The organism is Sphingosinicella terrae (assembly GCF_003347635.1).
In the GTDB taxonomy this organism is placed as follows: Bacteria; Pseudomonadota; Alphaproteobacteria; order Sphingomonadales; family Sphingomonadaceae; genus Allosphingosinicella; species Allosphingosinicella terrae.
This window is the reverse complement of record NZ_QDFY01000002.1, coordinates 192,742-218,631: the sequence shown is the minus strand read 5'-3', so window position 1 is coordinate 218,631 and position 25,890 is coordinate 192,742. Positions and strand designations below refer to the sequence as shown.

The 25,890-nt window shown below is 67.9% G+C and carries 25 protein-coding genes; 10 read left to right on the top strand and 15 right to left on the bottom strand.

Annotated elements, in window-relative coordinates; translation table 11 throughout:
- The first annotated feature begins 149 nt into the window (after positions 1-149).
- Positions 150-2,126: a DNA topoisomerase IV subunit B gene (parE, locus tag DDE10_RS06500; RefSeq protein WP_114952280.1), complete on the top strand. Its 1,977-nt coding sequence runs from the start codon at positions 150-152 to the stop codon at positions 2,124-2,126.
- Positions 2,123-2,488, top strand: a complete 366-nt coding sequence (locus DDE10_RS06495; RefSeq protein ID WP_114951935.1) for a hypothetical protein — start codon at positions 2,123-2,125, stop codon at positions 2,486-2,488. Before parE ends, DDE10_RS06495 begins: the two co-directional genes overlap by 4 nt.
- 84 nt (positions 2,489-2,572) lie before the next feature.
- Here DDE10_RS06495 and DDE10_RS06490 read toward each other — a convergent pair whose 3' ends face one another.
- Positions 2,573-2,839 carry a hypothetical protein gene (locus tag DDE10_RS06490; RefSeq protein WP_114951934.1) on the bottom strand — a complete coding sequence of 89 codons (267 nt, stop codon included), beginning with the start codon at positions 2,837-2,839 and terminating at the stop codon, positions 2,573-2,575.
- Between the two features lie 105 nt (positions 2,840-2,944).
- Here DDE10_RS06490 and DDE10_RS06485 point away from each other — a divergent pair, with 105 nt between their 5' ends.
- Together DDE10_RS06485 and DDE10_RS06480 are read left to right on the top strand one after the other, a co-directional pair.
- Positions 2,945-4,228 (top strand): serine hydrolase, encoded by a 1,284-nt coding sequence (locus DDE10_RS06485; RefSeq protein WP_162806383.1) that lies wholly within the window; start codon positions 2,945-2,947, stop codon positions 4,226-4,228.
- A gap of 58 nt (positions 4,229-4,286) precedes the next feature.
- Complete coding sequence (locus tag DDE10_RS06480; protein WP_114951932.1) at positions 4,287-4,730, top strand: TM2 domain-containing protein; 444 nt, start codon at positions 4,287-4,289, stop codon at positions 4,728-4,730.
- Here DDE10_RS06480 and apaG read toward each other — a convergent pair.
- The 3 genes from apaG to uvrC all read right to left on the bottom strand — a co-directional run bounded on the left by apaG (position 4,727) and on the right by uvrC (position 7,816).
- Positions 4,727-5,125: a Co2+/Mg2+ efflux protein ApaG gene (gene apaG / locus DDE10_RS06475; RefSeq protein WP_114951931.1), complete on the bottom strand. Its 399-nt coding sequence runs from the start codon at positions 5,123-5,125 to the stop codon at positions 4,727-4,729. The genes DDE10_RS06480 and apaG overlap by 4 nt on opposite strands.
- Positions 5,126-5,156: 31 nt before the next feature.
- A complete protein-coding gene (recO, locus tag DDE10_RS06470; protein WP_114951930.1) occupies positions 5,157-5,792 on the bottom strand; it encodes a DNA repair protein RecO in 636 nt (211 codons plus the stop codon).
- Between the two features lie 101 nt (positions 5,793-5,893).
- On the bottom strand, positions 5,894-7,816 hold the full coding sequence (gene uvrC, locus DDE10_RS06465; RefSeq protein ID WP_114951929.1) for an excinuclease ABC subunit UvrC: 1,923 nt from the start codon (positions 7,814-7,816) through the stop codon (positions 5,894-5,896).
- Positions 7,817-7,875: 59 nt separating this feature from the next.
- On the opposite strand from uvrC, the gene DDE10_RS06460 reads away from it, so the two are divergent.
- A complete protein-coding gene (locus DDE10_RS06460; RefSeq protein ID WP_114951928.1) occupies positions 7,876-8,595 on the top strand; it encodes an SDR family oxidoreductase in 720 nt (239 codons plus the stop codon).
- Between the two features lie 100 nt (positions 8,596-8,695).
- Positions 8,696-10,411 (top strand): hypothetical protein, encoded by a 1,716-nt coding sequence (locus tag DDE10_RS06455; protein WP_114951927.1) that lies wholly within the window; start codon positions 8,696-8,698, stop codon positions 10,409-10,411.
- A gap of 51 nt (positions 10,412-10,462) precedes the next feature.
- On the opposite strand, the gene DDE10_RS06450 is transcribed toward DDE10_RS06455, so the two are convergent.
- The 5 genes from DDE10_RS06450 to DDE10_RS06430 all read right to left on the bottom strand — a co-directional run bounded on the left by DDE10_RS06450 (position 10,463) and on the right by DDE10_RS06430 (position 13,069).
- A complete protein-coding gene (locus DDE10_RS06450) occupies positions 10,463-11,089 on the bottom strand; it encodes a F0F1 ATP synthase subunit B family protein (RefSeq protein WP_432653710.1) in 627 nt (208 codons plus the stop codon).
- The gene (locus DDE10_RS06445; RefSeq protein WP_114951926.1) at positions 11,082-11,576 is read right to left on the bottom strand and encodes a F0F1 ATP synthase subunit B family protein; all 495 of its coding nucleotides are present in this window, start codon (positions 11,574-11,576) and stop codon (positions 11,082-11,084) included. Before DDE10_RS06445 ends, DDE10_RS06450 begins: the two co-directional genes overlap by 8 nt.
- A gap of 101 nt (positions 11,577-11,677) precedes the next feature.
- Complete coding sequence (locus DDE10_RS06440; protein WP_114951925.1) at positions 11,678-11,905, bottom strand: F0F1 ATP synthase subunit C; 228 nt, start codon at positions 11,903-11,905, stop codon at positions 11,678-11,680.
- A 37-nt stretch (positions 11,906-11,942) separates the two neighbouring features.
- The gene (locus DDE10_RS06435) at positions 11,943-12,719 is read right to left on the bottom strand and encodes a F0F1 ATP synthase subunit A (RefSeq protein WP_114951924.1); all 777 of its coding nucleotides are present in this window, start codon (positions 12,717-12,719) and stop codon (positions 11,943-11,945) included.
- Positions 12,720-12,748: 29 nt separating this feature from the next.
- Positions 12,749-13,069 carry an AtpZ/AtpI family protein gene (locus DDE10_RS06430; RefSeq protein ID WP_114951923.1) on the bottom strand — a complete coding sequence of 107 codons (321 nt, stop codon included), beginning with the start codon at positions 13,067-13,069 and terminating at the stop codon, positions 12,749-12,751.
- Positions 13,070-13,242: 173 nt separating this feature from the next.
- On the opposite strand from DDE10_RS06430, the gene DDE10_RS06425 reads away from it, so the two are divergent.
- The gene (locus tag DDE10_RS06425; RefSeq protein WP_114951922.1) at positions 13,243-13,980 is read left to right on the top strand and encodes a DUF4163 domain-containing protein; all 738 of its coding nucleotides are present in this window, start codon (positions 13,243-13,245) and stop codon (positions 13,978-13,980) included.
- 25 nt (positions 13,981-14,005) lie between these two features.
- Here DDE10_RS06425 and DDE10_RS06420 read toward each other — a convergent pair whose 3' ends face one another.
- The 3 genes from DDE10_RS06420 to DDE10_RS06410 are packed head-to-tail and all read right to left on the bottom strand — an operon-like array spanning position 14,006 to position 17,768.
- Entirely contained in the window at positions 14,006-14,398 is a 393-nt protein-coding gene (locus tag DDE10_RS06420) for a YdbL family probable chaperone protein (protein ID WP_114951921.1), read from the bottom strand.
- Positions 14,398-14,631, bottom strand: a complete 234-nt coding sequence (locus DDE10_RS06415; RefSeq protein ID WP_114951920.1) for a YnbE family lipoprotein — start codon at positions 14,629-14,631, stop codon at positions 14,398-14,400. The genes DDE10_RS06420 and DDE10_RS06415 overlap by 1 nt, the downstream gene beginning before the upstream one ends.
- A complete protein-coding gene (locus DDE10_RS06410) occupies positions 14,628-17,768 on the bottom strand; it encodes an intermembrane phospholipid transport protein YdbH family protein (RefSeq protein ID WP_284734482.1) in 3,141 nt (1,046 codons plus the stop codon). The genes DDE10_RS06415 and DDE10_RS06410 overlap by 4 nt, the downstream gene beginning before the upstream one ends.
- Positions 17,769-18,090: 322 nt before the next feature.
- Here DDE10_RS06410 and radC point away from each other — a divergent pair, with 322 nt between their 5' ends.
- The 3 genes from radC to DDE10_RS06395 all read left to right on the top strand — a co-directional run bounded on the left by radC (position 18,091) and on the right by DDE10_RS06395 (position 20,961).
- Positions 18,091-18,810 carry a RadC family protein gene (radC, locus tag DDE10_RS23730; protein WP_432653718.1) on the top strand — a complete coding sequence of 240 codons (720 nt, stop codon included), beginning with the start codon at positions 18,091-18,093 and terminating at the stop codon, positions 18,808-18,810.
- 75 nt (positions 18,811-18,885) lie between these two features.
- Entirely contained in the window at positions 18,886-20,214 is a 1,329-nt protein-coding gene (purB, locus tag DDE10_RS06400; RefSeq protein ID WP_114951917.1) for an adenylosuccinate lyase, read from the top strand.
- A 45-nt stretch (positions 20,215-20,259) separates the two neighbouring features.
- Positions 20,260-20,961, top strand: coding sequence for a glutathione S-transferase N-terminal domain-containing protein (locus tag DDE10_RS06395; protein ID WP_114951916.1), 702 nt, complete (start codon positions 20,260-20,262; stop codon positions 20,959-20,961).
- Between the two features lie 68 nt (positions 20,962-21,029).
- Here the strand turns inward: DDE10_RS06395 and DDE10_RS06390 are convergent, their stop codons facing one another.
- The 3 genes from DDE10_RS06390 to dnaK form a co-directional block, all read right to left on the bottom strand.
- Positions 21,030-22,484, bottom strand: a complete 1,455-nt coding sequence (locus DDE10_RS06390; protein WP_114951915.1) for a pyridoxal phosphate-dependent decarboxylase family protein — start codon at positions 22,482-22,484, stop codon at positions 21,030-21,032.
- 48 nt (positions 22,485-22,532) lie between these two features.
- A complete protein-coding gene (gene dnaJ / locus DDE10_RS06385; protein ID WP_114951914.1) occupies positions 22,533-23,666 on the bottom strand; it encodes a molecular chaperone DnaJ in 1,134 nt (377 codons plus the stop codon).
- A gap of 144 nt (positions 23,667-23,810) precedes the next feature.
- Positions 23,811-25,757, bottom strand: a complete 1,947-nt coding sequence (dnaK, locus tag DDE10_RS06380) for a molecular chaperone DnaK (RefSeq protein WP_114951913.1) — start codon at positions 25,755-25,757, stop codon at positions 23,811-23,813.
- Positions 25,758-25,890 lie beyond the last annotated feature (133 nt).

Here is a 25,890-nt window from a genome sequence, read left to right as displayed (position 1 = left end):
CCTGGAGGCTCTCGGCACGAGCCTATATGGTTCCCACATATGCCAGTTTCAAGACATGAAGGCTAAATCCTGGGGAAGGTCGGGTCGGCAGGTTCCCGAAATGATCCTCCGCGCTGGCATCGGGGCGGGTGCCCTTCTATAGCTTGCGCATGTCAGACCTGTTCGCTTCCAGCGCGCGCTCCGGCGCCGAATATGATGCCCATTCGATCGAGGTCCTGGAGGGGCTGGAACCGGTCCGGCGGCGGCCCGGAATGTATATCGGCGGCACCGACGAACGGGCCCTCCACCATCTCGCCGCCGAGGTGCTCGACAACAGCATGGACGAGGCCGTCGCGGGCCATGCGAGCCGCATCGAGGTCATCCTCGAGGAGGGCAACCGCCTCACCATCATCGACAATGGCCGCGGCATGCCGATCGACGAGCATCCGCGTTACCCCGGCAAGTCCGCGCTCGAGGTCATCCTGACCTTCCTTCACTCGGGCGGAAAATTCTCCAACAAGGCCTATGCGACCAGCGGCGGCCTGCACGGCGTCGGCGTCAGCGTCGTCAACGCGCTGTCGACCGAGACGATCGTCGAGGTGGCCCGCAATCGGGAGCTCTATCGCCAGACCTTCGCCCGCGGCCTCACCACCTCCCCGTTGACGCCGCTGGGACCAGCGCCGAACCGCCGCGGGACGAAAGTCAGCTTCGTCCCCGACACCGAGATTTTCGGCGAGGATGCCAGGTTCCGGCCGGCCCGCCTCTACCGCCTGGCACGGTCCAAAGCCTATCTCTACGCCGGCGTCGAGATACGGTGGCGCTGCGATCCCGCGCTCGCCTCCGACGACGTTCCCGCCGAAGCCGTCTTCCAGTTCCCCGGCGGCCTTGCCGACCATCTGCGCGAGCAGGTCGGCGACAAGGAGACGGCGACCAGCGCCCCCTTCGTCGGCAGCCACGAATTGCCGGGCGGACAGGGCAAGGTCGAATGGGCGGTGGCCTGGCCCGTCTGGGGCGACGGCAATGCCTCTTATTACTGCAACACCATCCCGACGCCGGACGGCGGCACCCATGAGCAGGGCCTGCGCAACGCGCTGACCCGGGGCCTGCGCGCCTTTGGCGAGCTGGTCGGCCTCAAGAAGGCCAAGGACATCCAGGCCGAGGACGCACTCGCCGGAGCCGAGATCATGCTTTCCGTCTTCATCCCCGATCCGCAATTCCAGAGCCAGACCAAGGACCGGCTGACCTCGCCCGACGCGGCGCGATTGGTCGAGTCGGCGGTGCGGGATCATTTCGACCATTTCCTCGCCGATCATATGGATCGGGGCCGCTCCCTGCTCGGGTTCGTCCTCGACCGGATGGACGAGCGGCTGCGCCGGCGCGCCGAGCGCGAGGTCAAGCGCAAGACGGCGACCTCGCACCGCAAGGTGCGCCTTCCCGGCAAGCTCACCGATTGCGCCAATGACGATCCGGCCGGGACCGAATTGTTCATCGTCGAAGGCGATTCCGCCGGCGGCTCGGCCAAGCAGGCGCGCAACCGCAAGACGCAGGCGATCCTGCCGATCCGCGGCAAGATCCTGAACGTCGCCTCGGCGACGGCCGACAAGATCCGCGCCAACCAGGAGATTGCCGATCTCGTCCAGGCACTGGGCTGCGGAACGCGCGACCGCTGCAACCCGGACGATCTTCGCTACGAGCGGGTCGTCATCATGACCGACGCCGATGTCGACGGCGCCCATATCGCGACCTTGCTGATGACGTTCTTCTTCCAGGAGATGCCGGAGCTTGTGAAACGCGGGCACCTCTTCCTCGCCCAGCCGCCGCTCTATCGCCTCGCCGCCGGGGGCACGATCGCCTATGCGCGGGACGACGCCCATCGCGCCGAGCTCCAGCGCACCTTGTTCAAGGGCAAGAAGGTCGAGGTGTCGCGGTTCAAGGGCCTCGGCGAGATGAACCCGCAGCAGCTCAAGGAGACGACGATGGATCCGAAGAGCCGGGGCATGATCCGGATCACGCTTCCCCAGGATTATGAGGAACGCGCCGCGGTGCGCGACCTCGTCGACCGGCTGATGGGCCGCAATCCCGAGCACCGTTTCCAGTTCATCCAGAGCCACGCCGCCGAGCTGGACGAGGAAGAGATCGACGCGTGAGCCTGAGGACGAAACGGCGCCAGGCACGGCGCGCCCAGCCGCCGTCGCTTCTTCAAGCCTGGACGATCTCGCGGGCGACCGGAGTCGGCGCCGTCAGCGGACTTCTCTCGATCCTCGTCGCCGGCCTGTTCGATCCGACCGGCGAGCCGCTGATCTTCGTCTATGCGGCGCTGCTGGTCGTCACCGCGACCTGCGGCGCCTCGATCCTCTGGATCACCGCCTTCGACATGCGCGCCCGCGGCACCAGCGGGCGGATGCGCCCGATCCGCGGCTTCGACCTCGGCACTGGCCTGATCCTCCTGCTGCCGTCGCTCTACGCGCTGTCGCAGGTCTGGGACGATCTCGTCGCGCGGTTTTCATAACAAACCGGGCTTCTGTGCAGACCGCGTCCTAGGGTCTACAGTGCAAACTGGTCGCCGTTCCTTGGAGCCACGCTCCACGGCCAGCTATCGGGCCGTCGTCTCCTCGCCCGTCTCGGCAAGGGCTGCCTCGATCATCCGCTCCCAGGTCGCGACATCGCCGGCCTGCGCCATGGCCTCGTCGGGTTCGCGCAAGGTACGGATCACCGACAGCGCGTCGTCACGATAGTCGCGCCAGATCGCGTCGACGCGATCTCCCGCCGAGGGGTCCTGGCCGCCCGCATTGATGCTGACCACGCGTCCGGCAATGACCCGGGCGATCCTCTCAATGAGGCTAGTGTTCGAAACCGGCATGCTGCGTCTCCCGATGCTTTCGTGCCTGTAACGGTGGAGCCGGCCGCGGGTTTCGCCTAAGCCGGCAAATGCGGCACGGCCGCACAGGCACACCCGGAGGGAATGATGGTCCAGCGCCTCCTCGTATGGCTTGCGGCCTCGCTGCTGGCGTCGGCTGCGGGATCCCCCGCCAGCGCACAGGCGCCGGATCCCGCCTTGCAGGGTCGGGCGGAACAGCTCGTCGCCCTGATCAACGGCGAGGCCGAGATAGAGACGATGTTCAGCGCCGATTTCCTGGCGCAGGTGCCGGCGCCGCAGGTGCGCGCCGTCGGTGAAGCGCTCCGGACTCAATATGGCCCGGCGCGCGCGCTCGCGCGGATCGACGCCACCTCGCCGACGACCGCCACCGTCCTCATCGACGCCGAGCGCGCGACGATCCGCCTGAACCTCGCCATCCAGCCGCAGGCGCCGCATCTGATCCAGGGCCTGTTGGTCGCCGGAGCCGAGGTTCGCGGCGACAGCCTCGCTGCGATCGCCTCGGAAATCGCCGCCTTGCCCGGCGAGACCGCGTTCGCTGTGGTCCGGCTGGGCGACGGCGCCGGCGAAAGGCTGGTCGGCCATCGCGCCGAGGAGACGCTGGCGATCGGCTCGACCTTCAAGCTGTGGATCCTCGCCGAGATCAGCCGGCAGGTCAGTGCCGGCGAACGGCGCTGGACCGACGTGGTGACGCTGGACCGCCGCAGCCTGCCTTCCGGCCAGCTCCAGGATTGGCCCCCGGGATCGCCGGTGACGATTCATACGCTCGCCGCTTTGATGATCTCGATCAGCGACAACACCGCCACCGACATTCTGCACGGGCTCGCCGGGCGCGGCAATGTCGAGCGGATAATGTCAACGATCGGCGTCGCCGAAGCGGCCCGCAACCGTCCCTTCCTGTCCACCTTGGAGGCCTTTTCGCTGAAGGCGGCGTCGGATGCCGCTTATGCGGCGTGGCGTGCCGCCGACGAGGAGGAGCGTCGACGCCTGCTCGCGGCGGACTATGAAGCGACCAATCCGGCGGGTCTCGCGCCCGGCCGGTTCGGCACGGCTCCCAACCGGATCGAGGTCGAATGGTTCGCCTCCGCTGCCGATCTCGTCCGGACGATGGACTGGCTGCGTCGCAACGGCGACGAGACGACCCTGGCCATCCTCGCGATCAGCTCCGGCCTGCCACCGCCATTGGCAGCCGAGCTTGCTTATGTCGGCTACAAGGGCGGTTCGGAACCGGGCGTGCTCAACCTGACCTGGCTCGTCCGCAACCGCTCCGGGCAATGGCACGTGGTCACCGGCAGCTGGAACGATCCGGCGAGCGCGCTCGCCGAAGGCCGCTTCGCCGAGCTGATGCGCCGCGCGGTGCAGCTGGTGCGCTGACATTTACCGATTGTTCGCCACGCCGGGATAGGATGGGCGTCATCTGCGGGAGACGCCGATGACGGTTCGAACCTTTGGACGCAAGGTCGGCGGCGACGACGAGATGGCCCGCCGCGTCGAGGACTTTCTCGCCTGCGAACGCGCCCGCAAGGCGGAAGCGGGCCGCGAAGCGGCCTTCGCGGCGGCGTCAGGCCGCGCTCCGCCCATCCGTCATGCCGCGCCTGTTCGCGAGAAATCGACGGCGATGGCCTATCTCTTCTGGTTCGGCCTGGGAACGCTCGGCGCCCATCGCTTCTATCTCGGCTACGCCCAGACCGCCATCGTCCAGGCGAGCCTCTGGTTCGTCGGTTGGCTGCTCGTCGCCGGCACCTTTTTCGTCGGCCTGCTGCCGGTCGCCGCCGCCACGATCTGGGTGATCGCCGATGCGTTCCTCATCCCGGACCTCACGCGACGGGCGAACGAGCGCATCCGGCGCGCGGACGTCGCCGAGGCCTTCGCCTAGGTCGCCACCGCCGGCGCGATGAGCGGGAAGCGCGGAATCGCGACCTCGAAACGGGCGCCGTCCGCTCCGACCATGAAATAGCGCCCCTCCATCGAACCGGTCGGCGTCGTCAGCGGGCAGCCGGAGACGTAGTCGAAGGAGCCGCCCGGATCGAGCACCGGCTGCTCCCCGACCACCCCCTCGCCGCGCACCTCGTGGCGGGCGCCGCGGCCGTCGCTGATGACCCACTCGCGGCTGACCAGCTGGACCGGCTTCGCGCCCTCATTCTCGATGCGGATGTGGTAGGCCCAGAACCAGCGGCCCTTGCCGGGTTCCGATTGCTCAGGGAGGTAGCTGACCGAGACCCGGACGATGATGTCGCCGGTGGTCGCGCTGTGGGGGAAGAATTCTTTCACAGGGGCTTCCTGTGCCGCGCCGGCGGCCGGGTCAACCGCCGACGCGCTTGAGGCGCTCGACCAGCCGCTCGCGCGCTGCCAGCACCTCGCCGCGCCGGTCGGTGAGCAGGTCGCGCGCGAGCAGGTTGCCGGTGACGCCGAGGCCGGTATGGATGGCGGCCCAGTCCGACGTTCCGCCCGCGGTCAGCGTCCGAGGCAGCGTCGCCAGCCGTTCCGGTCCGAGGCCGAAGCCCAGCTCGGCGAGCACCACCAGCTCGTAGCGGATCAGGGCGACGCTCCAGCCGCGGGCGCTCGGCGCCGCCTCGATGGCGGCGAGCAGCCCGTCGAGCCCCTCATGGACATGCGGGTAGGGCTGGCCTTCCGGCAGGGCGGCAGCGGTCAGCGCGCAGGCCCATTCGAGCCCCGCCGCCGCCAGCGGTTCGGAAAAGAGGAACGCGCGGCTGTGAACCAGCTCGACGGACAAATGGGCGAGCTGATCCTCGGTGCGGGCGCGGTAGTCGGCCTGCACCTCATTGCCGGGGACGAGGATCGGCTTGAGTCGCCGCGAACGACCGCCGCGGACGTAACCGGGCTGGACCCCCTCTCCCGGCGTCAGCGCCCGCACGATCGCGCCATGCTCGCCATGCGCGCGCACGGCGAGGACGATGGCGCGGGTGGTCAGTTGCATGGCAGGCCTGCGTAGTCGCCGCTCGAAACCTCGCCGGCAAGGAGAGGATCAGGCTGGAACGCGACATCTGCATCCGGCCTCAAGACGAGCTCCCGCACCTTTCACCCGGCCGGATGGTAGAAGTCATAGACCTGGCGTGCCGTCGCGCGGGAGATTCCGGGCACCTTCTCGAGATCTTCCAGCGCCGCCGCCTTCACCGACCGCGCCGTGCCGAAATGCATCAGCAAGGCGCGCTTGCGCCCGGGGCCGATGCCGGGCACCTCGTCGAGCGAGCTCGTCGCCATGCTCTTCGCCCTCTTCTGGCGATGGGCGCCGATCGCGAAGCGATGCGCCTCGTCGCGGAGACGCTGGAGATAGAAGAGCACCGGCGCATTGGGCGACAGCGTGATCTCCCGCCCTCCCGGGAGATGGAAGATCTCGCGGCCGGCATTGCGATCCGGGCCCTTGGCGACACCGACCACCGGCACGTCGTGGACGCCGGCATCCTCGAGCACCTCGCAGACCGACGAAAGCTGTCCCTTGCCGCCGTCGATGAGCAGCAGGTCCGGCCACTCGCCGCGGCTGCGGTCGGGGTCCTCCTTCTCGAGACGGGCGAAGCGGCGGCTCAGCACTTCGCGCATCATCGCGAAATCGTCGCCTGGCGCCGTCTCCGGCCGCCTGATGTTGAACTTGCGATAGGCGTTCTTGCGAAAGCCCTCGGGACCAGCGACGATCATCGCGCCGACCGCGTTGGTGCCCATGACGTGGCTGTTGTCATAGACCTCGATCCGCTGCGGCGGCTCGGCCAGCTCGAACAATTCGGCCACCTCGCGCAGGTTGCGCGCCTGGGTCGACGTCTCGGCGAGACGACGATCGAGCTCCTCCTCGGCATTGCGCTTCGCCTGCCGGATCATGCGGGCCTGGTCGCCCCGCTGCGGCGCCTTCAGCCCGACCCGGCGGCCGGCCTTTTCGGACAGGGCCTCCTCGAGAAGCGCCGCCTCGCCGAGCCTCCGGTCGAGGAGCACCAGCCGCGGCGGCGGCACCTCCTCGTAGAATTGGGCGAGGAAGCTGGCGAGCACCTCCTCTTCCGGAACCTCGGCGGTATGGGCGGGAAAGAAGCTGCGATGGCCCCAATTCTGGCCGCCCCGGATGAAGAAGGCCTGGATGCACATCGTCCCGCCCTTGCAGGCGAGCGCGAATAGATCGGCGTCTCCCAGCTTCTCGGCATGGATCGCCTGGCTTCCCTGGATGAAGGTGAGCGCCCGCAGCCGGTCGCGGTAGACCGCCGCCAGCTCGAAATCCATCGCTTCGGCCGCTTGGCTCATCTGACGGCCGAGCTTCTGCTGGACCTTGGTCGAGCGCCCGCCGAGAAAGTCCTTCGCGTCCTGGACCAGCTCCTCATAGCCCGCCTCGTCGATCCGGCCGACGCAGGGCGCCGAGCAGCGCCGGATCTGGTAGAGCAGGCAGGGGCGCGAGCGGTTCGAGAAGAAGCTGTCGGTGCAGCTCCTCAGCAGGAACAGCTTCTGGAGCGCGTTCAGAGTCTCGCGAACCGAGCCCGCGCTGGCGAAGGGGCCGTAATATTGACCCTTGTAGCGCCGCGCGCCGCGGTGGAGCTGGACGCGAGGGAAATCATGGTCCTCGCGCAAGAGGATGAAGGGGAAGCTTTTGTCGTCGCGCAGCAGGACATTGTAGGGCGGCCGGTAACGCTTGATCAGCTGCGCCTCGAGCAGCAGCGCCTCCGCCTCGCTGTTGGTCGTGACGATCTGCATCGCGCGGGTCTGCGACACCATGCGCTGCAGCCGCTTGGTCAGGCGGGGGACCTGGGTATAGGCAGTGACGCGGTTCTTCAGCGCACGCGCCTTGCCGACATAGAGGACATCGCCGCGGCTATCGAGCATGCGGTAGACGCCCGGCCTCACCGGCAGGGTCTTCACCACTGCGCGGATCGCGGCAATGCCGGCGTCGAGATCGGGCGCATCGGCGCCGCGAACCGTATAGGTCGCCTTGTCCTCGTTGAAGCGGCTGGGGGAGTTGGGATCGGACATCGGGATTGATTTAGGCATTCGCTTGGCTCAGTCCACTAGGGTCGTCGAAGGGGCCAGCCATGAAGCTCGAAGGCAAGACTGCGCTCGTCACCGGCGGGACCGACGGCATCGGCAAGGCGCTCGCGCTCCGGTTCAAGGAGAAGGGGGCGCAAGTCATCGTCGCGGGCCGCGACCCGGCCCGGATCGCCGAGGCGGGTACGCAGGGTCTCGACGCCGTGACGGCCGATCTCGCGACATTGGAGGGCGTCGATGCCGTCGTCGAGTCCATCGGCCAGCGGCCGATCGACCTGCTCGTCAACAACGCCGGAGCCGGTGCGGCTTATGATGTCTCGGCGCCGATCGATCTCGCCGCCGTCGACCGCTGCCTCTTCCTGAACCTCAACGCGCCCATCCATCTGACGACGCGACTGCTGCCGATGCTCAGGTCGCGTCCCGAGGCGATGATCGTCAACGTGACCTCCGGCCTCGCCATCGCGCCACGTGCCGGCAGCCCGGTCTATTGCGCGACCAAGGCGGGGCTGCGCAGCTTCACGCTGGCGCTGCGCAAGCAGCTCTCGGGATCGAGGGTCCGCGTCCTCGAAGTGCTGCCGCCCGTCGTCGAGACCCGGATGACGGCGGGCAATTCTCACCGCAAGATGCCCGTCGTCGAATGCGCGCGCGAGATCGTCACCGCGATCGAGGCGGACTGCAACGAGGCCAATGTCGGCGCGACGAAATGGCTGCGGAGGGTTTACAGCCTGTCGCCGGCGCTCGCACGGCGAGTCATGCTGAGCTATTGACGCAGAGAAGCCGAAGTCGCGTACGATATCTCGCCTTGGGGAATTCTCGAATCCAATATATTCTCAGGTCAGCATTCGCCCATCGGAGGAGCGATCTGCCATGGCCAATTCAGCCGATATCCTCTGGTTCAAGACCCATTTCGGCCCGCGCATCGCCCAGGCCGTCCAGGGGACCGTCTTCGACGTCGACAGGCTGACCGCCATTGCCTGCCAGGAGACGGGCGAGCTCTGGGGGACGATGCGGCGCAAACCGAACCTGACTCCGGACCGGATCGCGGCCTTGTGCTGCGGCGACACGCTCGATGCCGACAAGGGCCGCCGCGCCTTTCCGCGAACCAAGGACGATCTGGTCGCGCCGACGGTCCGGGACGGCCAGCGGATGTTCGAGATCGCACGGGCGGCGTTGCTCGCCATGGCGGAGCACGTGCCCGCCTACGCCTTCGCGAAGACCAACAAGCGGAAGTTCGCCCACGGCTTCGGCGTCTTCCAGTACGACCTGCAGTTCTTCCTCACCAATCCGGCCTATTTCCTCAACCGGGACTATGAGGATTTCGACAAGTCGCTCGCGCGGGCGCTGGGCGAGCTGCGCACCGGCCTGAAGACGCTCGGCCTCCAGAACCGGACGGCGATCACCGACCTCGAATTCTGCAAGGTGGCGATCTGCTACAATACCGGGCGCTTCGATCCCAGCCGCGGGCTCAAGCAGGGGCATTCGGACAACGGCAAGTTCTACGGCGAGTTCATCCGCGATTTCCTGGCGCTTTCGAGGACGGTTGCGGCCCCGGGGGCCCCCGCCACGGTCCCGGCGACGCCGGGCCGGACCGACGTCCCGCCGCAGGAAGACTTCCAGGCGACCGGGCCCCTCTTCCAGGTCGACACGCTCGTCAACGCGCTCCGGCTGCGCTCGGCCGCCAGGATCAGCACGCCGCCCGAGGCGAATGTGGTGGCCGAGCTTCCGGACGGCCTGATGGTGCGGTCCGTCACCGGCACCCCCGTCAACGGATTCATCGAAGTGGAGGCGCTGCTCGGCGGCAAGAGGTTCCGCGGCTTCGCCTCGGCCAAATTCCTCAAGGCGATCTCGGGCGCGCAAGGCGCAAGGCTGGAGGGCATCGCCGCAAGGGCGGCCGCTGCAGCGACGATCCCCGAAGCGAGCCTCGCTCATCCAGCCGGCCTGGTCACCAAACGCAGCGCGATCGCGGGAGCGCACGCGCTGAACGAGCCGGCGATGCCGCGCCGCACGTCCGTCGATCCGGCCGGCCTTCGCGACGAGCTGGCGAAGATCATCGCTTTCCTGGCCACGGACAATCCCGCGCACAAGCGCTACCGTCCGCGCGACGGTCTCACCTTCTGCAACATCTACGCACATGATTATTGCATGTTGGCCGGCGCTTACCTGCCGCGCGTGTGGTGGACCCAGCCGGCCCTGCTGAAGATCGCGGCCGGCGAAAGCCTCACGGCCCGCCTCGGCAACACCGTCGACGAGGTCCGCGCCAACGACCTGTTCCGGTGGCTGCGGGATTTCGGCCAGAATTTCGGATGGAGGCGCGCCGCCTCACCGAGCGAGCTGCAGGATCACGCCAATCGCGGCGGTGTCGGCCTGATCGTGGCGCGGCGCAAGCAAGATGGCCGATCCGGCCACATCGTCGCGGTGGTGCCCGAGACCGCGACCGAGACCGCCAAGCGGGATGGGGCCGGCAAGGTGACGATGCCGCTGCAAAGCCAGGCCGGCACCGTCAACTTCCGCTACGGACGCAGCACGCCCGACTGGTGGAAGGACGCCCGCTTCGCCGAAAGCGCCTTCTGGCTGCACGCCTGAACGCCGGCCTGATGAGCGGAGCCGCTTCGGGCGGTTCCGCTCTTCTCGGGATCAGCGGCGGCCCAGCTCGGCGATGGTCGCATCGACGAGCGCCTTGTCGGCGGCGGCGTCGACGCGCTCAAGGATGAGCCGCTCGGCCGCGGCGGCCGCGGCCGCAGCGGCTTTCGCCCGGATCTCGTCGACCGCGGTGCGCTCGGCGGCAGCGATCTTGTCCTCGGCAATGCGGGTGCGCCGCTCGACCAGGGCGGCGGCATCGCTCTCGGCCTGGCGGACGATGCCCTCGGCCTCGGCGCGCGCACGCTCGATCATGGTCGCGGTCTCGGCGTCGGCCTGCGCCGCCTTCGCTTCATATTCGGCACGCAGCGCCTCGGCCTCCGCGCGAAGCTGGGCAGCCTCGTCGAGCTGCTGCCGGATGCCGGCGATCTTCCTGTCGAGGGCGCGGCCGATCGCGGCCGGCACCTTCTTCCAGATCATCAGCAGGAAGACGGCGACCATCGCCAGCGACACCCAGCCGCTCGCGTCGAAGCCGAAGGCGGTCGGCTCGACATGACCGCCGCCATGATCCTCGGTCGCGCCGATCATCTCGGCATGGCCGGGCGCGGCATGGCCCTCCTCGGTATCGGTAGTCGCGCCGTTCAGGGGCACGGCGTCGCTGACGGGGGGATGGGCTTCAGTCATCGGCCATTGCCGCCTTCACTGCACCGGCCGCTTCGTCGCGGCCGACATTCACGCCGGCCAGCTTGGCGACCATTTCCTGCGCCGCCTCGGCGGCGACATTCTCGATATCGGCCAGCGCAGCCACGGTGGCGGCGCGCAGCCGCGCCTCCGCCGCCTCGACCTTCTCGCGGGTGACGGAATCGGCCTCGGCGACCCGCGCCTCCGTGGCGCGGGCACTCTCCTGCTTGGCCGCGCCGGTCACCTTCAGCGCCTCGGTCCGGCTCTCCGCCATCCGCGCCCGATAGGCTTCCTCGGTCGCGTCCGCGCCGCGCCGGGCCGCCTCGGCCGCGGCGAGATCATCGGTGATCCGGGCGGACCGGGCGTCGACCGTCGACTGGATCTTCGGGACCATCGCCTTGGCTATGCCGAAATAGATGATGGCAAGCGTCAGCAGCAGCCAGAAGAGCTGCGAATAGAGGACGTCCGAGAGCTGATTGATCTGAGGCATTTCGGGCCTTCCAGCCTTTGTTGCCGCATCACCGGTGCGAAGCGCCGGCAACCGGAGCTTCGCTCATGCCCGGTCGGCGGGCCGAAGCCCGCCGGCGGCTCTTAACGGGCGTAGAGGATGATCATCGCGACGGCGAACGCGATCAGGCCGAGCAACTCGGCGGCCGCGAAGCCGATGAACAGGCGACCCTGCTGGCTGTCGGCCGCGGCCGGGTTGCGCAGCGCGCCCTGGAGGAACGAGCCGAAGACGTTGCCGACGCCGGCGGCGGCGGCGCCCACACCGATGGCGGCAAGGCCGGCGCCGATGACCTGAGCAGATGCGAAGTCCATGATATGCTCCTTTTGAAAATTCAGATGGTTGCGAAGATCAGTGCAGGTTGACCGCGTCGTTTATGTAGAGCGAGGTCAGCAGCGCGAAGACATAGGCCTGGATCGCGGCGACGAGCAGCTCGAGCGCGCTCACCCCGGCGATGAACAGGAAGCTGAGCAAGGCGACGGCGGGGCCGGTCGCGCCCTCGGCGTTGAGCCCGCTGACGATGAAGCTCGCGAACACCTTCATCAGGATGTGGCCCGCGATCATCGCCACGAACAGCCGCAGCGCGAGGCTGAACGGACGCACCAGGAAGGAGAGCAGCTCGATCAGGAAGATGAGAGGCAGCAGCAGCTTCGGCGTGCCGTGCGGGACGAACAGGGAGAAAAAGTGGAAGCCGTGGCGCCAGAAGCCGACGATCAGGACGATCGAGAAGCTGATGATCGCCATCACGCCGGTGATGGTGAACTGGCTCGTCACGGTGAAGGGATGGACGCCGGGAATGACTCCGAACGGCATCAGACCCATGAGGTTGGCGAACAGGATGAAGATGAAGATCGTGAACACCCAGGGCAGGTATTTCCGCCCCTCCGGACCGATGCTGGAGTCGATCATCGAGGTGACGAAGCCGGTAAGCCCCTCGACCATGACCTGCCAGCGGCCGGGAACGAGCTCGCGCTTCATTCCGCCCAGCATGAACAGGTAGATCGAGCCGAGCACGATCAGCATCCACAAGGCGCTGTTGGTGAAGGCGAACGGATTGCCAGCCAGCTCGCCCGCAAGGGAATCGATCTGGAACTGGTGCATCGGATCGATGGTGGATTCTGCGGCCACGCGTGAAGAACCTCGTCGTCTGGCAGCGCCTATTCAGGACGCTGTCTTGCAATCCAAAGCACATTCCTGACGGCAATGCCGAACCCGAGGAACAGCAAAGCCAGCATCACCCAGGGCCGGGTCCCCAGCCATCCGTCGATCAGCCAGCCGATGAGGGCGCTGCCGAACGGAATGCCGACGAGATCGGAGAGGATGCGCATCCCCTGGGACCGGCCCTTGTGGGATGCCTTGTCGTTCCTTCCCGACCGCGCCGCGTCCTCGAGTTGCGCCTGCTTCAATCGCTTTTCGAGCGATGTCAGCCGCGCATCTTCCGGAAGCCGAGGGTCCTGCCAGGGCTCGTTCTCCGCCATGCCGTTCTCCCGAGGAACAAGCCGATGAGGCGCACATCAGGGGGGACATACCGGCGAACGATCCCGCCAAGGCGCGGTTCCTTTAGGAAGGGGCCTCTGCCAAGTCAACACGCTGCCGCAGTGCAGCATCGGCTCGCCTTGGCATAAGCGAGCGGGACGCTATTCTCCTTCGAATGCACGCACTCGCCACCATCGCCCTAGTGGCTGCCCTGGCCGGTCCGCAGGACTTCGTCCGCACCGACGAAAGCGACCTGCTCTCTTTTTCCTACGGCTGGCCGGCCGCGGCCGAGCAGGAGCCGGTGCTGCGCGGCCGGCTCGCCGCCGAAATGGAGTCGGCTCTGCGCCAGGCTCGGGATTCGGCCGCGGAGGATCGAGGCGCCCGGCAAGGCAGCGAGTTGCCCTTCAACGCCCATAGCTACGAACGCCGCTGGGAACTGGCCGGTCTCACGCCCCGTCTACTCAGCCTGGTGACCGAGTCCAGCGCCTATACCGGCGGCGCGCACGGCAGCGTCGAGACGGCGGCTATCCTGTGGGACCGCCCTCGTGGCGTGGCCGTGCAGCCGGCTGGCCTCCTCGGAGATTTGGCGATGGAGCGGATCGAGCCGCTTTATTGCGCGGCGCTCGACGCCCTGCGGTCGGAGAAGAGAGGCGAGCCGGTGCGGCGGGATCCCTCGGACGGCTTCACCACCTGCCCGCCGCTGGCGGAGCAGGTGATCGCGCCCGCGGACAAGGATCGCAACGGCCGATTCGAGACGCTGCAGATCCTGCTCGCGCCTTATGTCGCCGGCCCCTGGGTGGAAGGCAGCTACGTCGTCGAGGTCCCGCTCGAGATGACGCATCTCGACGCCATGGAAGCGGCGTTTCGGCCCTCGTTCGAGCCGGCGGCGCACCTGGCCGGGGAACGCGGCTAGGCGGGCCGGCCTGGGCTCGCGCAGATTAGCCGCAATGGCTGGGAAGCGGCACGGGCTCGCTGCCGTTGCGGCGGCGCCAGACGCCGTCGGTCAGGCGATAATATTGGCCGGCGCCGACGCGCTGGCGAAAGATCTGGCAGGCGGTGGCGGCGGCGACCTCCTCGATGGTGGCGCCCCGCTGCGAGGCAAGCTGCGTGTAGGCGGCGCGGCGCTGGATATTGACGGAATCCATCTGCGCGCGGACGTCGGCGGAGGCCGAGCCGACCAGCCCCATATAGCCGTCCGCCTGCTCGCCGACGAGGCCGCCGGCGCGCAACTGCGCCGCGGCGTCCTGCATGACGTAGGCGTAAGCAGTGCCGCCGGCGAGAGCCGATACGGCAAGTCCGGCGGCGATCATCAGTTTCATACGGCGCGACATCAGAACACTCCTGGATTTTGCTGTATCAACTCTCGAACATCCTCCTGGAGCCGCACGACGACCTCCTGACGGATGTTGATGTTGAGATTGATCTCGATCGGCCGTTCCGGGGCGGTCACCTGGACGCAGCCCACAAGCGACGGCACTGCCGCTGCCGAGGCCAGCGTCTTTCCGATCCATCCCAACCTCCGGCTCGCATTGCGGGCATCTCTCGTCAAGTTCGGCTCGGTCATTGCACAGGCTCGCTTTCTTCATCCTGAACGTCGGAAACACTCGTCGCGCCCTCGCGAAGCGCACCGGGCAGCACCTGCTGGATCAGCGGCGTCGGATCGCTGAACGAGCGGGCGGTGGCGATGAGGGAACGGAACTGTCCCTCGATCCGGATATTGAATTCGAAGGGAACCCGCGAAAGCTGGTTGATGACCCGTCCGGCCACGAGCTGCGGGATGCCGCCCCCCGAGGGCAAGCTGGTGAGCTCTGGATCGCGGGCGATCCCGTCCAGGTCGATGATCGTGATGAACTCGCCGTCCAGGGCACCGTTCAGACGGATGTCGAAGCGGTTGTACCGAAGCGACTTGAGCGCATTGAAGGCCAGCACGCCATAGGCGCCAAGATCGCGGTCGGTGAGCTCGCCGACATAGGAAAGCGTTCCGCCCTCCGGCCGCGCCGCGAGGCGGCCGTCGACGATCTCCCCACCGCGTATGTCGAAACGCATCGGCACGACGCCGTCGAAGGTCCCGGTCGCCGAAATATTGCTGAACTCCATCTGCTGGACGAAGATCGCGGCGTCCATGCCGTCCACCCTGAAGGTGAGATATTTGGTCGAGGGCTGGCTGAAATCGAGCAGCGTCGGATCGAGGAACAGCTCGCCGCCGGCGAACGGCCAGCGTCCCTGCTCGACCTGGACGTGGTAATTGGGAAGGAGCTGGAAGGCGACGCGGCCGTCATAGACGTCGATTCCGGCCTGGATCCGATCCATCTCGGCAATCTGTCCGGGCGCGCTGGTCAGGCCGAGCAGATCGGTGAAGGCGATCGACGTCGTCAGCCCCTCTACCGGACCGAAGGGCGCGGCGAGGTTCATCCCGGCCGTCGAGAAGGTGCCGGACGAGCGGCTTGCCTGCGCATCCCACTCGATCCGTCCCTGGCCAGTGACGGTCCCGTCGACGAGGGCGACGACGCCGATCGTAAGCGGCGTCAGCGCTTCGGGCTGGAATGATGGCGTGAAGGTGAGGCCGGGCACGTCGAGCAGAGCCGTCCCGGCGCCGCTGCCCAGATCATGGTCGATCGTGGCCAAAGCGACGCCGGTGCCGCTGGCGGGATGCTGCAAGCCTCCCGAGGCATGGATGCGGTTGTCGGCGAGGCTTAGCCGGAAATCCTCGGCGACGAGCGGGTGGAATCGGGCCGGATCCTGCGCATCTTTGACCTGCAGGCGCCCGTCGACCGCGAGATCGCCGGCGACGAAGGTCCAGCGGCCGGCGCCCTCCCCCACCAGCAGCGGCACGTTGGCGATCTGCCCCGAAAGATCGGCAAAGGCGCCGCCGACGCCGCCGTTGGCGAAACGGCCGTCGAGGCGCCCGATATCGAGGCGGCTCTGCGCCTCGCCCTCCCCCAGGCGGATGGCGAGCGTGCCGGTCGTGAAGCCGTCAAGGTCGATGCGCAGCCGATCGGCCGCAATGCCCAGCCGCGATTCGCCCAGCCGGCCCGTCAGCCGCGCCGTCCGCCATTCGGCGCCGCCGCGCAGAGCGCCGCCGCGGTCCTGCCAGAGCAAGGCCGGACCGGTCGCGCAAAGCGGCAGTCGGGTCGGCCCGAGGCGGAGGGCGCCGATCTCGAGCGTTCGGAACCCGGCGGCGACGCATCCTTCGCCGATCGCCAGACCGCCACGGCCGAAGCGGCCGCGCAGCGGCACCGTCAAGCCGCTCACCCGCCCGCCCGCCACCGGCCCGTCGAGCTGCAGGGCAGTGACGAAGCGGCTGGTCCCGTCCGGCATCGCGGCGAACCGGATCTCGTCCAGCGCCAGCCGGGCATCGCCGGCCCGCATCGGAGCGATCCGGCCGATTCCTTCCAGAGGGGCGCCGGCGGCGGACTGGCGAAGGCTGAAACGGGCATCCGGAAAGCCGCCGCCGGAGAGGGCGAATTCGCCATCGAGCCGCATAGCACCGCTTGGCCAGTAATAGGTCAGGCCGCGCCCTCCGATGGTGCGCAGCGCGGCGCCGCTGCGCGTTGCCAGTCGCATATCCTCGACCCGGACCGCGCCGAAGCCGCGGCCGTTGACCAGGGTGAGCCGCGCCGAGGTCTCGGCGCCGCCGCGGCCGGCACGGTCGACGGCCGCCGCGAGCGCCGCGCCGATCGGCGCGACCGGGGTGCCTTCCGTCCCGCGCAAGGCGGCGGAAACGCCGGAGAGCGCGCCTCCAGCGACCCTGAGCCCGGCCGCGCGGAGGTCGCCCGCGAGGGCGAGATCGCCGCGGTCGAGCGACAGCGCGTACCGGCCTTCGAGCCGCGCCTGGTTCGCTCCGAACGACGCCATTTCAGCCCGGCCGCTCGTCAGGCTGAGGGTGCCGCGGGTTCTTCCGCTGTCGCCCGCAAAGCCGACCCGGCCCTGGAGGGATGAAAGGCTCTGGCCACCCGCGTCGAGACGCAATGCGCGCAACGCGGTCTCACCCCGCCAGGAATCGAGTGCCGGCGCGAAGGTGGCGTCTAGGGCGAGCACCGGCCGCGCAACCTGCAGGGCGGTACCGCAGTCCAGCGCCTGCAGCGCGGCGGGACCCCGGAAGCGGGGGCGAAGATCGTCGACGGCGACGGCGACGTGGGCGCGCGGTGCATCGAGACGGCAGCTGCCGAGCTGGAGGCGGCGCGAAACCAAGGCGAGGCGGCCGCGAAAGCCGTCGGCGAGATTACCCTGTCCCTCGAGGCCCAGCGCCACCGCTCCGGCCGGTGTGTCGAGCGCGATCGCGGCGTCGGCGACGTCGACCCTCTGGTCGGGGAGACGGAAGGGAAGCCCGCTCGGCGGGGGAAGCAGCCGGTCGATCTGGCCGAAGCTGACGCGCCCATCGACGACCCGGCCCCTCATCCGGACGCCCCGCGCCGTGATCAGCCCGATCTCGGGCCCGGTGAAACCGACGACCAGTTGCACCTCGACCCGGCGGGCGGTCGCATCGGGATTGCGGGGATCGCCGATGACGAGATTTTCGAGGACCTGGGTGCCGAAGCCGATGCGTCTGACCTCATAGGCCGCCTGGACACCGCGTCGCGCCAGCTCGCGGTCGATATAGCCGGACGCGAGCCGCACTCGCATCGACCACAGCAGGAGGAGGCCGGCGAGGAGCAGGAGCAGGAGGATGGCAAGCACAAGCCTCCAGCGGCGACGCCTCATCCTTGGCTCAATCGACTCGTGTTCCTGCTCTTCCACGCCTCAGCCCAACGAACACCACCGCGCAACCGCTCCCGCCGGAGGCGTTCCGCCGCCGTCACGACCCTGCCGGCCTAGCCGCTGGCGGCGCCCGGTGGAAGCCGGCCATCCGTGGGAACAAACGGACTTGAAAAGAGGCTCGAAATATGTTCTTGCTCTGTTCGTGACAGATGCCGACCTGGAACAAAACGGGCTGGGGCTTCGCGAGGCCCTGCGCGGCAGCCTCCTCGTCACTGACGAGGCGGATCAGGCTGATCCGGGCGTGTCCCGGCGCCGGGTGCCTCATCTGCGCCTCGTCGAGCCGGCACCGGCTTCGGCCGAGCCGGCCGCGCGCCGGGCCGAAGACGGCAAGGGTCATCGGGAGCGGCTGCGCCAGCGCCTGATCGACGGCGATAGCGAGGCGCTGCTCGATCACGAGCTGGTCGAGGCCCTGCTGGCCCTCGCGATCCCGCGCAAGGATACCAAGCCGCTGGCCAAGCGGCTCATCCGGGAATTTGGCGGCTACGGCCGTCTCCTCTGCGCGGAAGCGAGCGCGCTGAGCCGGGCCGGCCTCGGCGATGCCAGCGTCGCCGCGGTGAAGCTGGCGCAGGCCTCTGCGCTGAGGCTGCTCAAGGCGCCGCTCAAGGATCGGCCGGTGCTCGGTTCCTGGCAGGCGCTGCTCGACTATCTCCGCGCCGACATGGCGCACCAGCCGATCGAGCGGGTGCGCGTGCTGTTCCTCAACTCGAAGAACATGCTCATCCGCGACGAGGCGATGTGGGAGGGGTCGGTCGACGAATCGGCCGTTCATATCCGCGAGGTCGTCAAGCGCGCGCTCGACTGCCAGGCCACCGCACTCATCATCGTCCACAATCATCCCAGCGGCGACCCTTCACCGAGCCAGCAGGATATCCGCCTCACCCGCGACCTCGTCGAAGCGTGCCGGCACCTGCGGATCGCCGTCCACGACCATGTCATCATCGGCGCCAACGGTCATTCCAGCCTGAGGGCGATGGGACTGATGTGATTTTCCTCCTTTCCCGACCGGCGGCTGCGAGGAAGTGTGGTTGCGCGGCCCGCTCCTCGTCCATAAATTCCCGCCATGATCCCGCGTTATGCCCGTCCCCGGATGACCGCCATCTGGGAGCCCGAAAACAAATATCGCATCTGGTTCGAGATCGAGGCGCACGCGCTCGACGCGATGGCAGAGCTCGGCACCGTGCCGAAGGATGCCGCGCGCAAGGTGTGGGACTGGTGGTCGACGGGTCCGACGATCGACGTCGCCCGCATCGACGAGATCGAGGCAGTGGTGAAGCACGACGTCATTGCCTTCCTGACCTGGGTTGCGGATCAGGTGGGACCGGAGGCGCGCTTCCTCCACCAGGGCATGACCAGTTCGGACGTCCTCGACACGTGTCTCGCGGTCCAGCTCAAGCAGGCGGCCGAGATCCTGCTCGAGGACCTGGACGCGCTGCTGGTGGTGATCGAACGGCGCGCGCGCGAGCACAAGCTGACGCCGACCATCGGCCGCAGCCACGGCATCCATGCCGAGCCGGTCACCTTCGGCCTCAAGCTCGCTTTCGCTTATGCCGAGTTCGAGCGGAACCGGGAGCGGCTGGCGCGCGCGCTGGACGATGTCGCCACCTGCGCGATTTCGGGAGCCGTCGGCACCTTCGCCAATATCGACCCCCGGGTTGAGGCCCATGTCGCGGAGAAGCTCGGCCTCGCCGTCGAGCCGATCTCGACCCAGGTGATCCCGCGCGATCGACATGCCCATTTCTTCACCACGCTCGCGGTCGTCGCCTCGTCCATCGAACGGCTCGCGACCGAAGTCCGGCATCTCCAGCGCACGGAGGTACTGGAGGCCGAGGAATATTTCTCGCCCGGCCAGAAGGGCAGCTCGGCCATGCCGCACAAGCGCAATCCGGTACTCACCGAGAATCTGACCGGGCTGGCCCGGATGGTGCGTGCCTATGCCGTGCCGGCGCTCGAGAATGTCGCCCTCTGGCACGAGCGCGACATCAGCCATTCCTCGGTCGAGCGCTATATCGGCCCCGACGCGACCATCACGCTCGACTTCGCCCTGGCGCGCCTGACCGGCGTCATCGACAAATTGCTCGTCTACCCCGAGCGGATGGCCCGCAACCTCGATCGGATGGGCGGACTCGTCCATTCGCAGCGCGTGCTGCTCGCCCTCACCCAGGCGGGCGCCAGCCGCGAGGACGCCTATCGGCTGGTTCAGCGCAACGCGATGAAGGTCTGGGAATCTGACGGCGCGCTGTCGCTGCTCGACCTGCTCAAGGGCGATACCGACGTGACCGCGCTTCTCCAGACGAGCGAAATCGAGGAGCGCTTCGACCTCGATTATCACCTCAAGCACGTCGATTCGATCTTCGAGCGCGTGTTCGGTCGGCCGCCAAAGGCCGCCTAACTGGCCCCGAGAGGCGTTCGGGGGCGATAGCCGCGGAGAGTGAGCATGATCGAGCTGTCGTCCTTCCCGATCACGCGCCGGTGGCCGGCACGGCATCCAGAGCGCCTGCAGCTTTATTCGCTGAACACGCCCAACGGCGTGAAGGTCTCGATCATGCTGGAGGAGCTGGGCCTTCCCTACGAGGCGCATCTGGTCGACTTCGGGAAAGACGATCAGAAGACGCCCGAATTCCTCTCGCTCAACCCCAACGGCAAGATCCCGGCGATCATCGACCCGGACGGTCCCGAGGGCCGGCCGCTCGCTCTGTTCGAATCGGGCGCGATCCTGCTCTATCTCGCCGAGAAGACCGGGCGGCTGATACCCAGTCACGCCGGCGCGCGCTGGGAGACGATCCAGTGGCTCATGTTCCAGATGGGCGGCGTCGGCCCGATGTTCGGCCAGCTCGGCTATTTCAACAAGTTCGCCGGCCGTGAGATCGAGGACAAGCGACCGCTGGAGCGCTACGTGGCCGAGGCGCGACGGCTTCTCGGCGTGATCGAGGGACGCCTCGACGGGCGCGACTGGCTGATGGGCGATTATACGATCGCCGACATCGCGCTGATCGGCTGGGTCCGCAACCTCATCACCTTCTACGAAGCCCGCGAGCTGGTCGGATTCGACGGCTACGAGCGGGTCTCAGCCTGGCTTGAGCGCGGCCTTGCCCGTCCGGCCGTGCAGCGCGGGCTGGTCATCCCCGGCAAGGCGTGACGCTCAGCCCGGGCGGCACAAACTCCGTAAGAGCGTCTCGGCGAAGGAAAGCATGCCGTTGAAATTCTTCAGGCGTCGGCCCCGCCTTGCAGCGCCGCGATGCCGCGCAACAGCGCCTCGATCACCTCGTCGACATGCTCGATATGGGTACGGAAGCTCAGGATCGCGCAGCGCAGGGTGAAGCGCCCGTCGATGCGGGTGCCGCTCAGCATCACCCTCCCCTCTTCCTGCACGTGGCGAAGCAGTCGCTCGTTGAAGGCGTCCGGATCGCCGCTCTGGGGACGATAGCGGAAGGCGACGATCGACAGGTCCGGCAGCGGACCGGGATCGAAGCCCTGGATCTCCGACAGGCGCGCGTGCAGGTAGCGCGCCAGCGCCAGCTTCTCGGCCTGGGCGGCGCGGAAGGCAGCCACCCCGGCGAGCTGGAGCGGCAGCCACAGCCGCAACGCGCGGAAATGACGGGTCAGCTCCGGCGACAGGTCCGCCGGAGAAGGCCCGACCTCGCTCTCGCCGAGCGGCCGGATGTAATCGGCGCTCGCGCTGAACGAGGCGAGCAGATGGCGGCCGTCGCGGACCAGCACCGCGCCGGTACCGTAGGGGAGGAACAAGGTCTTGTGCGGATCGAGGGCGATGCTGTCGGAAAGCTCGATGCCGTTCAGCTTCTCCCGGCCCTCCGGACAGAGCGCGAACAGTCCGCCATAGGCGCCGTCGACGTGAAACCAGGCGCCGTAGCGCCGGCACAAGGCGGCGATCTCCGCCAGCGGATCGACGGCGCCGGTATCGACGGTCCCAGCCGAGGCGACCACCAGCCAGGGGCGGATCCCGGCGGACGCATCCGCCTCCAGCGCCGCCGCCAGGGCCTCGACCGACATCCGGCAGCGCGAATCGGTGGCGATCCGGCGCAGCGGTGCGTCCCGCCGCCCGGCAATGTGCAGCGCCTTGTCGAGGCAGTGATGGGCGAAGCGGGTCGCATAGACGGCCCCTCCGCCTTCGGCATCGGCGGCATCGCGCGCCGCCACGATCGCCGTGAGATTGGCGAGGCTGCCGCCCGAGGTAAGCGTGCCGGCGGCGCCTTCGGGATAGCCGACGACCTCCGCCAGCCAGGCGGTGGCGGCATTCTCGAGCCGCACGGCGCCGGGGCTGGCCGAGGCGAAGCCCGAATATTTGTTCGACACCGCCGCGAGGAGATCGCCAAGCGCCGAATGGAACAGCCCGCCGCCCGGGACATAGGCCATGAACCGCGGGGAGGTGGTGGCGAAGCCCGGCCGTTCGACGCAGGCCGCGAAATAATCGAGCACCGACTCCGCGTCGCGTCCCGTCTCCGGAAATTCGGGATCGAGCCGCTGCGCGAACACCTCGGCCCATGGCCGGTTCGCCGGAGCGTCCGGCACGCCGGCGAGATAGTCGAGCGCGTGGCGCAGCGCGCGTTCCCCGAGCTCGGCCCGCGCCTCGCCGTCAGGCTCGAGCGGCCGCATCGCCGCGCGGAGTGTCTCGATCCTGTTCCTGAGTGCTTCCGCCGTCATCCGCGACCATTTCCACAGATGACCATCGGACGAAAGAGCAAGGGCCCCTTACTCGGTCAGCTCTTCCCAGACGGACTTCAATTTCTGGAAGAAGCCGCGGGAGGCCGGGCATTCGTCGCCGGTCTCGGTCTCGCGGAACTGCTCGAGCAGCTCGCGCTGCCTCGCGCTGAGCCCGGTCGGCGTCTCGACCTGGATCTCGATCACCATGTCGCCATGGCCGCGGCCGTTGATCACCGGCATGCCGGCGCCGCGCTGGCGCAATTGCTTGCCCGACTGGATCCCGACCGGGATCTTGATCTCGTGCATCTGCTTGTCGAGGCCCGGCACCTGCACGCAGCCGCCCAGCGCGGCGGTGGTGAAGCTGACCGGACAGCGGGCGAACAAGGTCGTCCCTTCGCGCGAAAAGATGGCGTGGCGGGCGAGATGAATGAAGATGTAGAGGTCGCCCGGCGGTCCGCCGCGAATCCCGGCCTCACCCTCGCCGGCCAGCCGGATCCGGGTCCCTTCGTCGACTCCGGCCGGAATCTTGACGGTCAGCGACTTGCGCTTCTCGACCCGGCCTTCGCCGCGGCAGGACGGGCAGGGATCGGCGATCTTCTCGCCGACGCCGCGGCAGCTCGGACAGGTCTGCTCGACGACGAAGAAGCCCTGGCGGGCGCGAACCTGACCGCGGCCGCCGCACATCCGGCAGGTCGAGGCCGAGGTGCCGACCTTGGCGCCGGTGGCGCCGCAGGGCTCGCAGGGCGCGGTGGTATCGACCTGGAGTTCGACCTCCCGGCCGGAATAAGCGTCCTCGAGCCGCACCTCGAGATCGTAGCGAAGGTCCGAACCGCGCAGGACATTGCGCCGCCGGTCGCCATGACCGGCATTCATGAACTCGCCGAAAATGTTGTCGAAGATGTCGGCGAACGAACCGAAATCCTGTGCGCCGTTGCCGTTGCCGCCGAAACCGCCATTGCGGAAGGCGGCATGCCCGAAGCGGTCATAAGCGGCGCGCTTCTGCGGATCCTTCAGGCAGTCATAAGCTTCGCTGATAGCCTTGAATCGCGCCTCGGCATCGGTGCAGCCGCCATTGCGGTCGGGGTGGCACTCCATCGCGAGACGGCGGTAGGCCGACTTGATCGTCTTGTCGTCGGCCGTGCGGTCGACCTGCAGCAGCTCGTAATAATCGGTCTCGACCATCTAACTCACTCGACCCATCCGGGGAGAGGGAAGAGGGCCGGGGTCGCGACGCGGCCGCATCTCAATCCGATCCTCGCTCCGCATCCGGACAATCTCCCCCTCTCCCCCGACCCTCTCCCCATGGGGGGAGAGGGAGGGAAGAACTCAGCCCTTATTCTCTTCGTCGACTTCCGAGAATTCGGCGTCGACGACTTCCTCGCCGGCGCCGGCCTCGGCGCCCTGCGAAGCGCCTGCGTCAGCGCCTTCCGCGCCGGCGCCGGCTGCCGACGAGGCCTGCTCCTTCTCGTAGATCGCCTGGCCGAGCTTCATCGCGACCTGAGCAAGCGTCTGCGCCTTCGCCTGGATCTCCGCGGTATCGTCGCCTTCGACCGCCTTCTTGGCGTCGTCGACCGCACCCTGGATCTCCGCCTTCAGCGACGCGTCGACCTTGTCGCCATGCTCCTCGAGCTGGCGCTCGGTGGAATGGATCAAGCTCTCGGCATTGTTCCTGGCTTCGGCCGACTCGCGGCGCTTCTTGTCCTCCTCGGCGAACTGTTCCGCTTCCTGGACCATCTTTTCGATGTCGTTGTCGCTGAGGCCGCCGGACGCCTGGATGCGGATCTGCTGCTCCTTGCCGGTGCCCTTGTCCTTCGCCGACACGTTGACGATGCCGTTCGCGTCGATGTCGAAGGTGACCTCGATCTGCGGCATGCCGCGGGGCGCCGGCGGGATTCCGACCAGGTCGAACTGGCCGAGCATCTTGTTATCCGCCGCCATCTCGCGCTCGCCCTGGAAGACGCGGATCGTCACCGCATTCTGATTGTCCTCGGCGGTCGAGAAGGTCTGGGTCTTCTTCGTCGGGATCGTCGTGTTGCGGTCGATCATGCGGGTGAACACGCCGCCCAGCGTCTCGATGCCCAGCGACAGCGGCGTGACGTCGAGCAGCAGGACGTCCTTGACCTCGCCCTGGAGCACGCCGGCCTGGATGGCGGCGCCCATGGCGACGACCTCGTCCGGATTGACGCCGGTATGCGGCTCCTTGCCGAAGAACTCCTTCACCGTCTCGCGGACCCGGGGCATGCGGGTCATGCCGCCGACCAGGACGACCTCGTCGATATCCTCCGCCTTGACGCCGGCATCGGCCAGCGCCTTGCGGCAGGGATCGAGCGTGCGCTTGACCAGCTCACCGACGATCCGCTCGAGGTCGGCGCGGCTGATCGGCTCGACGAGATGAAGCGGGGTCGAGCTGCCGCCTTCCATGCGGGCGGTGATGAACGGCAGATTGACCTCGGTCGTCTGCGCCGACGACAATTCGATCTTCGCCTTCTCGGCGGCTTCCTTGAGCCGCTGCAGCGCCAGCCGGTCGCTGCGCAGATCGATATTCTCCTTCGCCTTGAACTTGTCGGCGAGATAATCGACCAGCTTGGAGTCGAAGTCCTCGCCGCCGAGGAAGGTGTCGCCGTTCGTCGACTTCACCTCGAAGACGCCGTCGCCGATCTCGAGGATCGAGATGTCGAACGTGCCGCCGCCCAAGTCGTAGACGGCGATCGTCTTGCCGTCCTGCTTCTCGAGACCGTAAGCGAGGGCCGCCGCCGTCGGCTCGTTGATGATGCGAAGCACCTCGAGCCCGGCGATCTGGCCGGCATCCTTGGTCGCCTGGCGCTGCGCGTCGTTGAAGTAGGCGGGAACAGTGATCACCGCCTGGGTGACCGGCTCGCCGAGATAGGCCTCCGCCGTCTCCTTCATCTTCTGGAGCGTGAAGGCCGAGATCTGCGACGGCGAATAATCCTTGCCGCCCGCTTCGACCCAGGCGTCGCCATTGGGGCCGCGGGTGATCTTGTAGGGAACGAGCTCGGTGTCCTTCTTGGTCACCGGATCGTCGAAGCGGCGGCCGATCAGGCGCTTCACCGCGAAGATTGTATTGTCGGGATTGGTGACCGCCTGGCGCTTCGCCGGCTGTCCAATCAGGCGTTCGCCGTCCTTGGTGAAAGCGACGACGGAAGGCGTCGTACGCGCGCCTTCGCTATTCTCGATCACCTTCGGCTTGCCGCCCTCCATCACTGCGACGGCGCTATTGGTGGTGCCGAGATCGATTCCGATCACTCTTGCCATGTCTGAACCTCTTATGCCCCTGACAAAAACTCTCCCACCCGCTTGTCCCGATCAGGCGACGCGCAGGTGTTTCGGAGGCGATATAGGGGGCCTTTCGGTTGCGACAAGAAGGGCATGGCGTCTATGCGGGCGG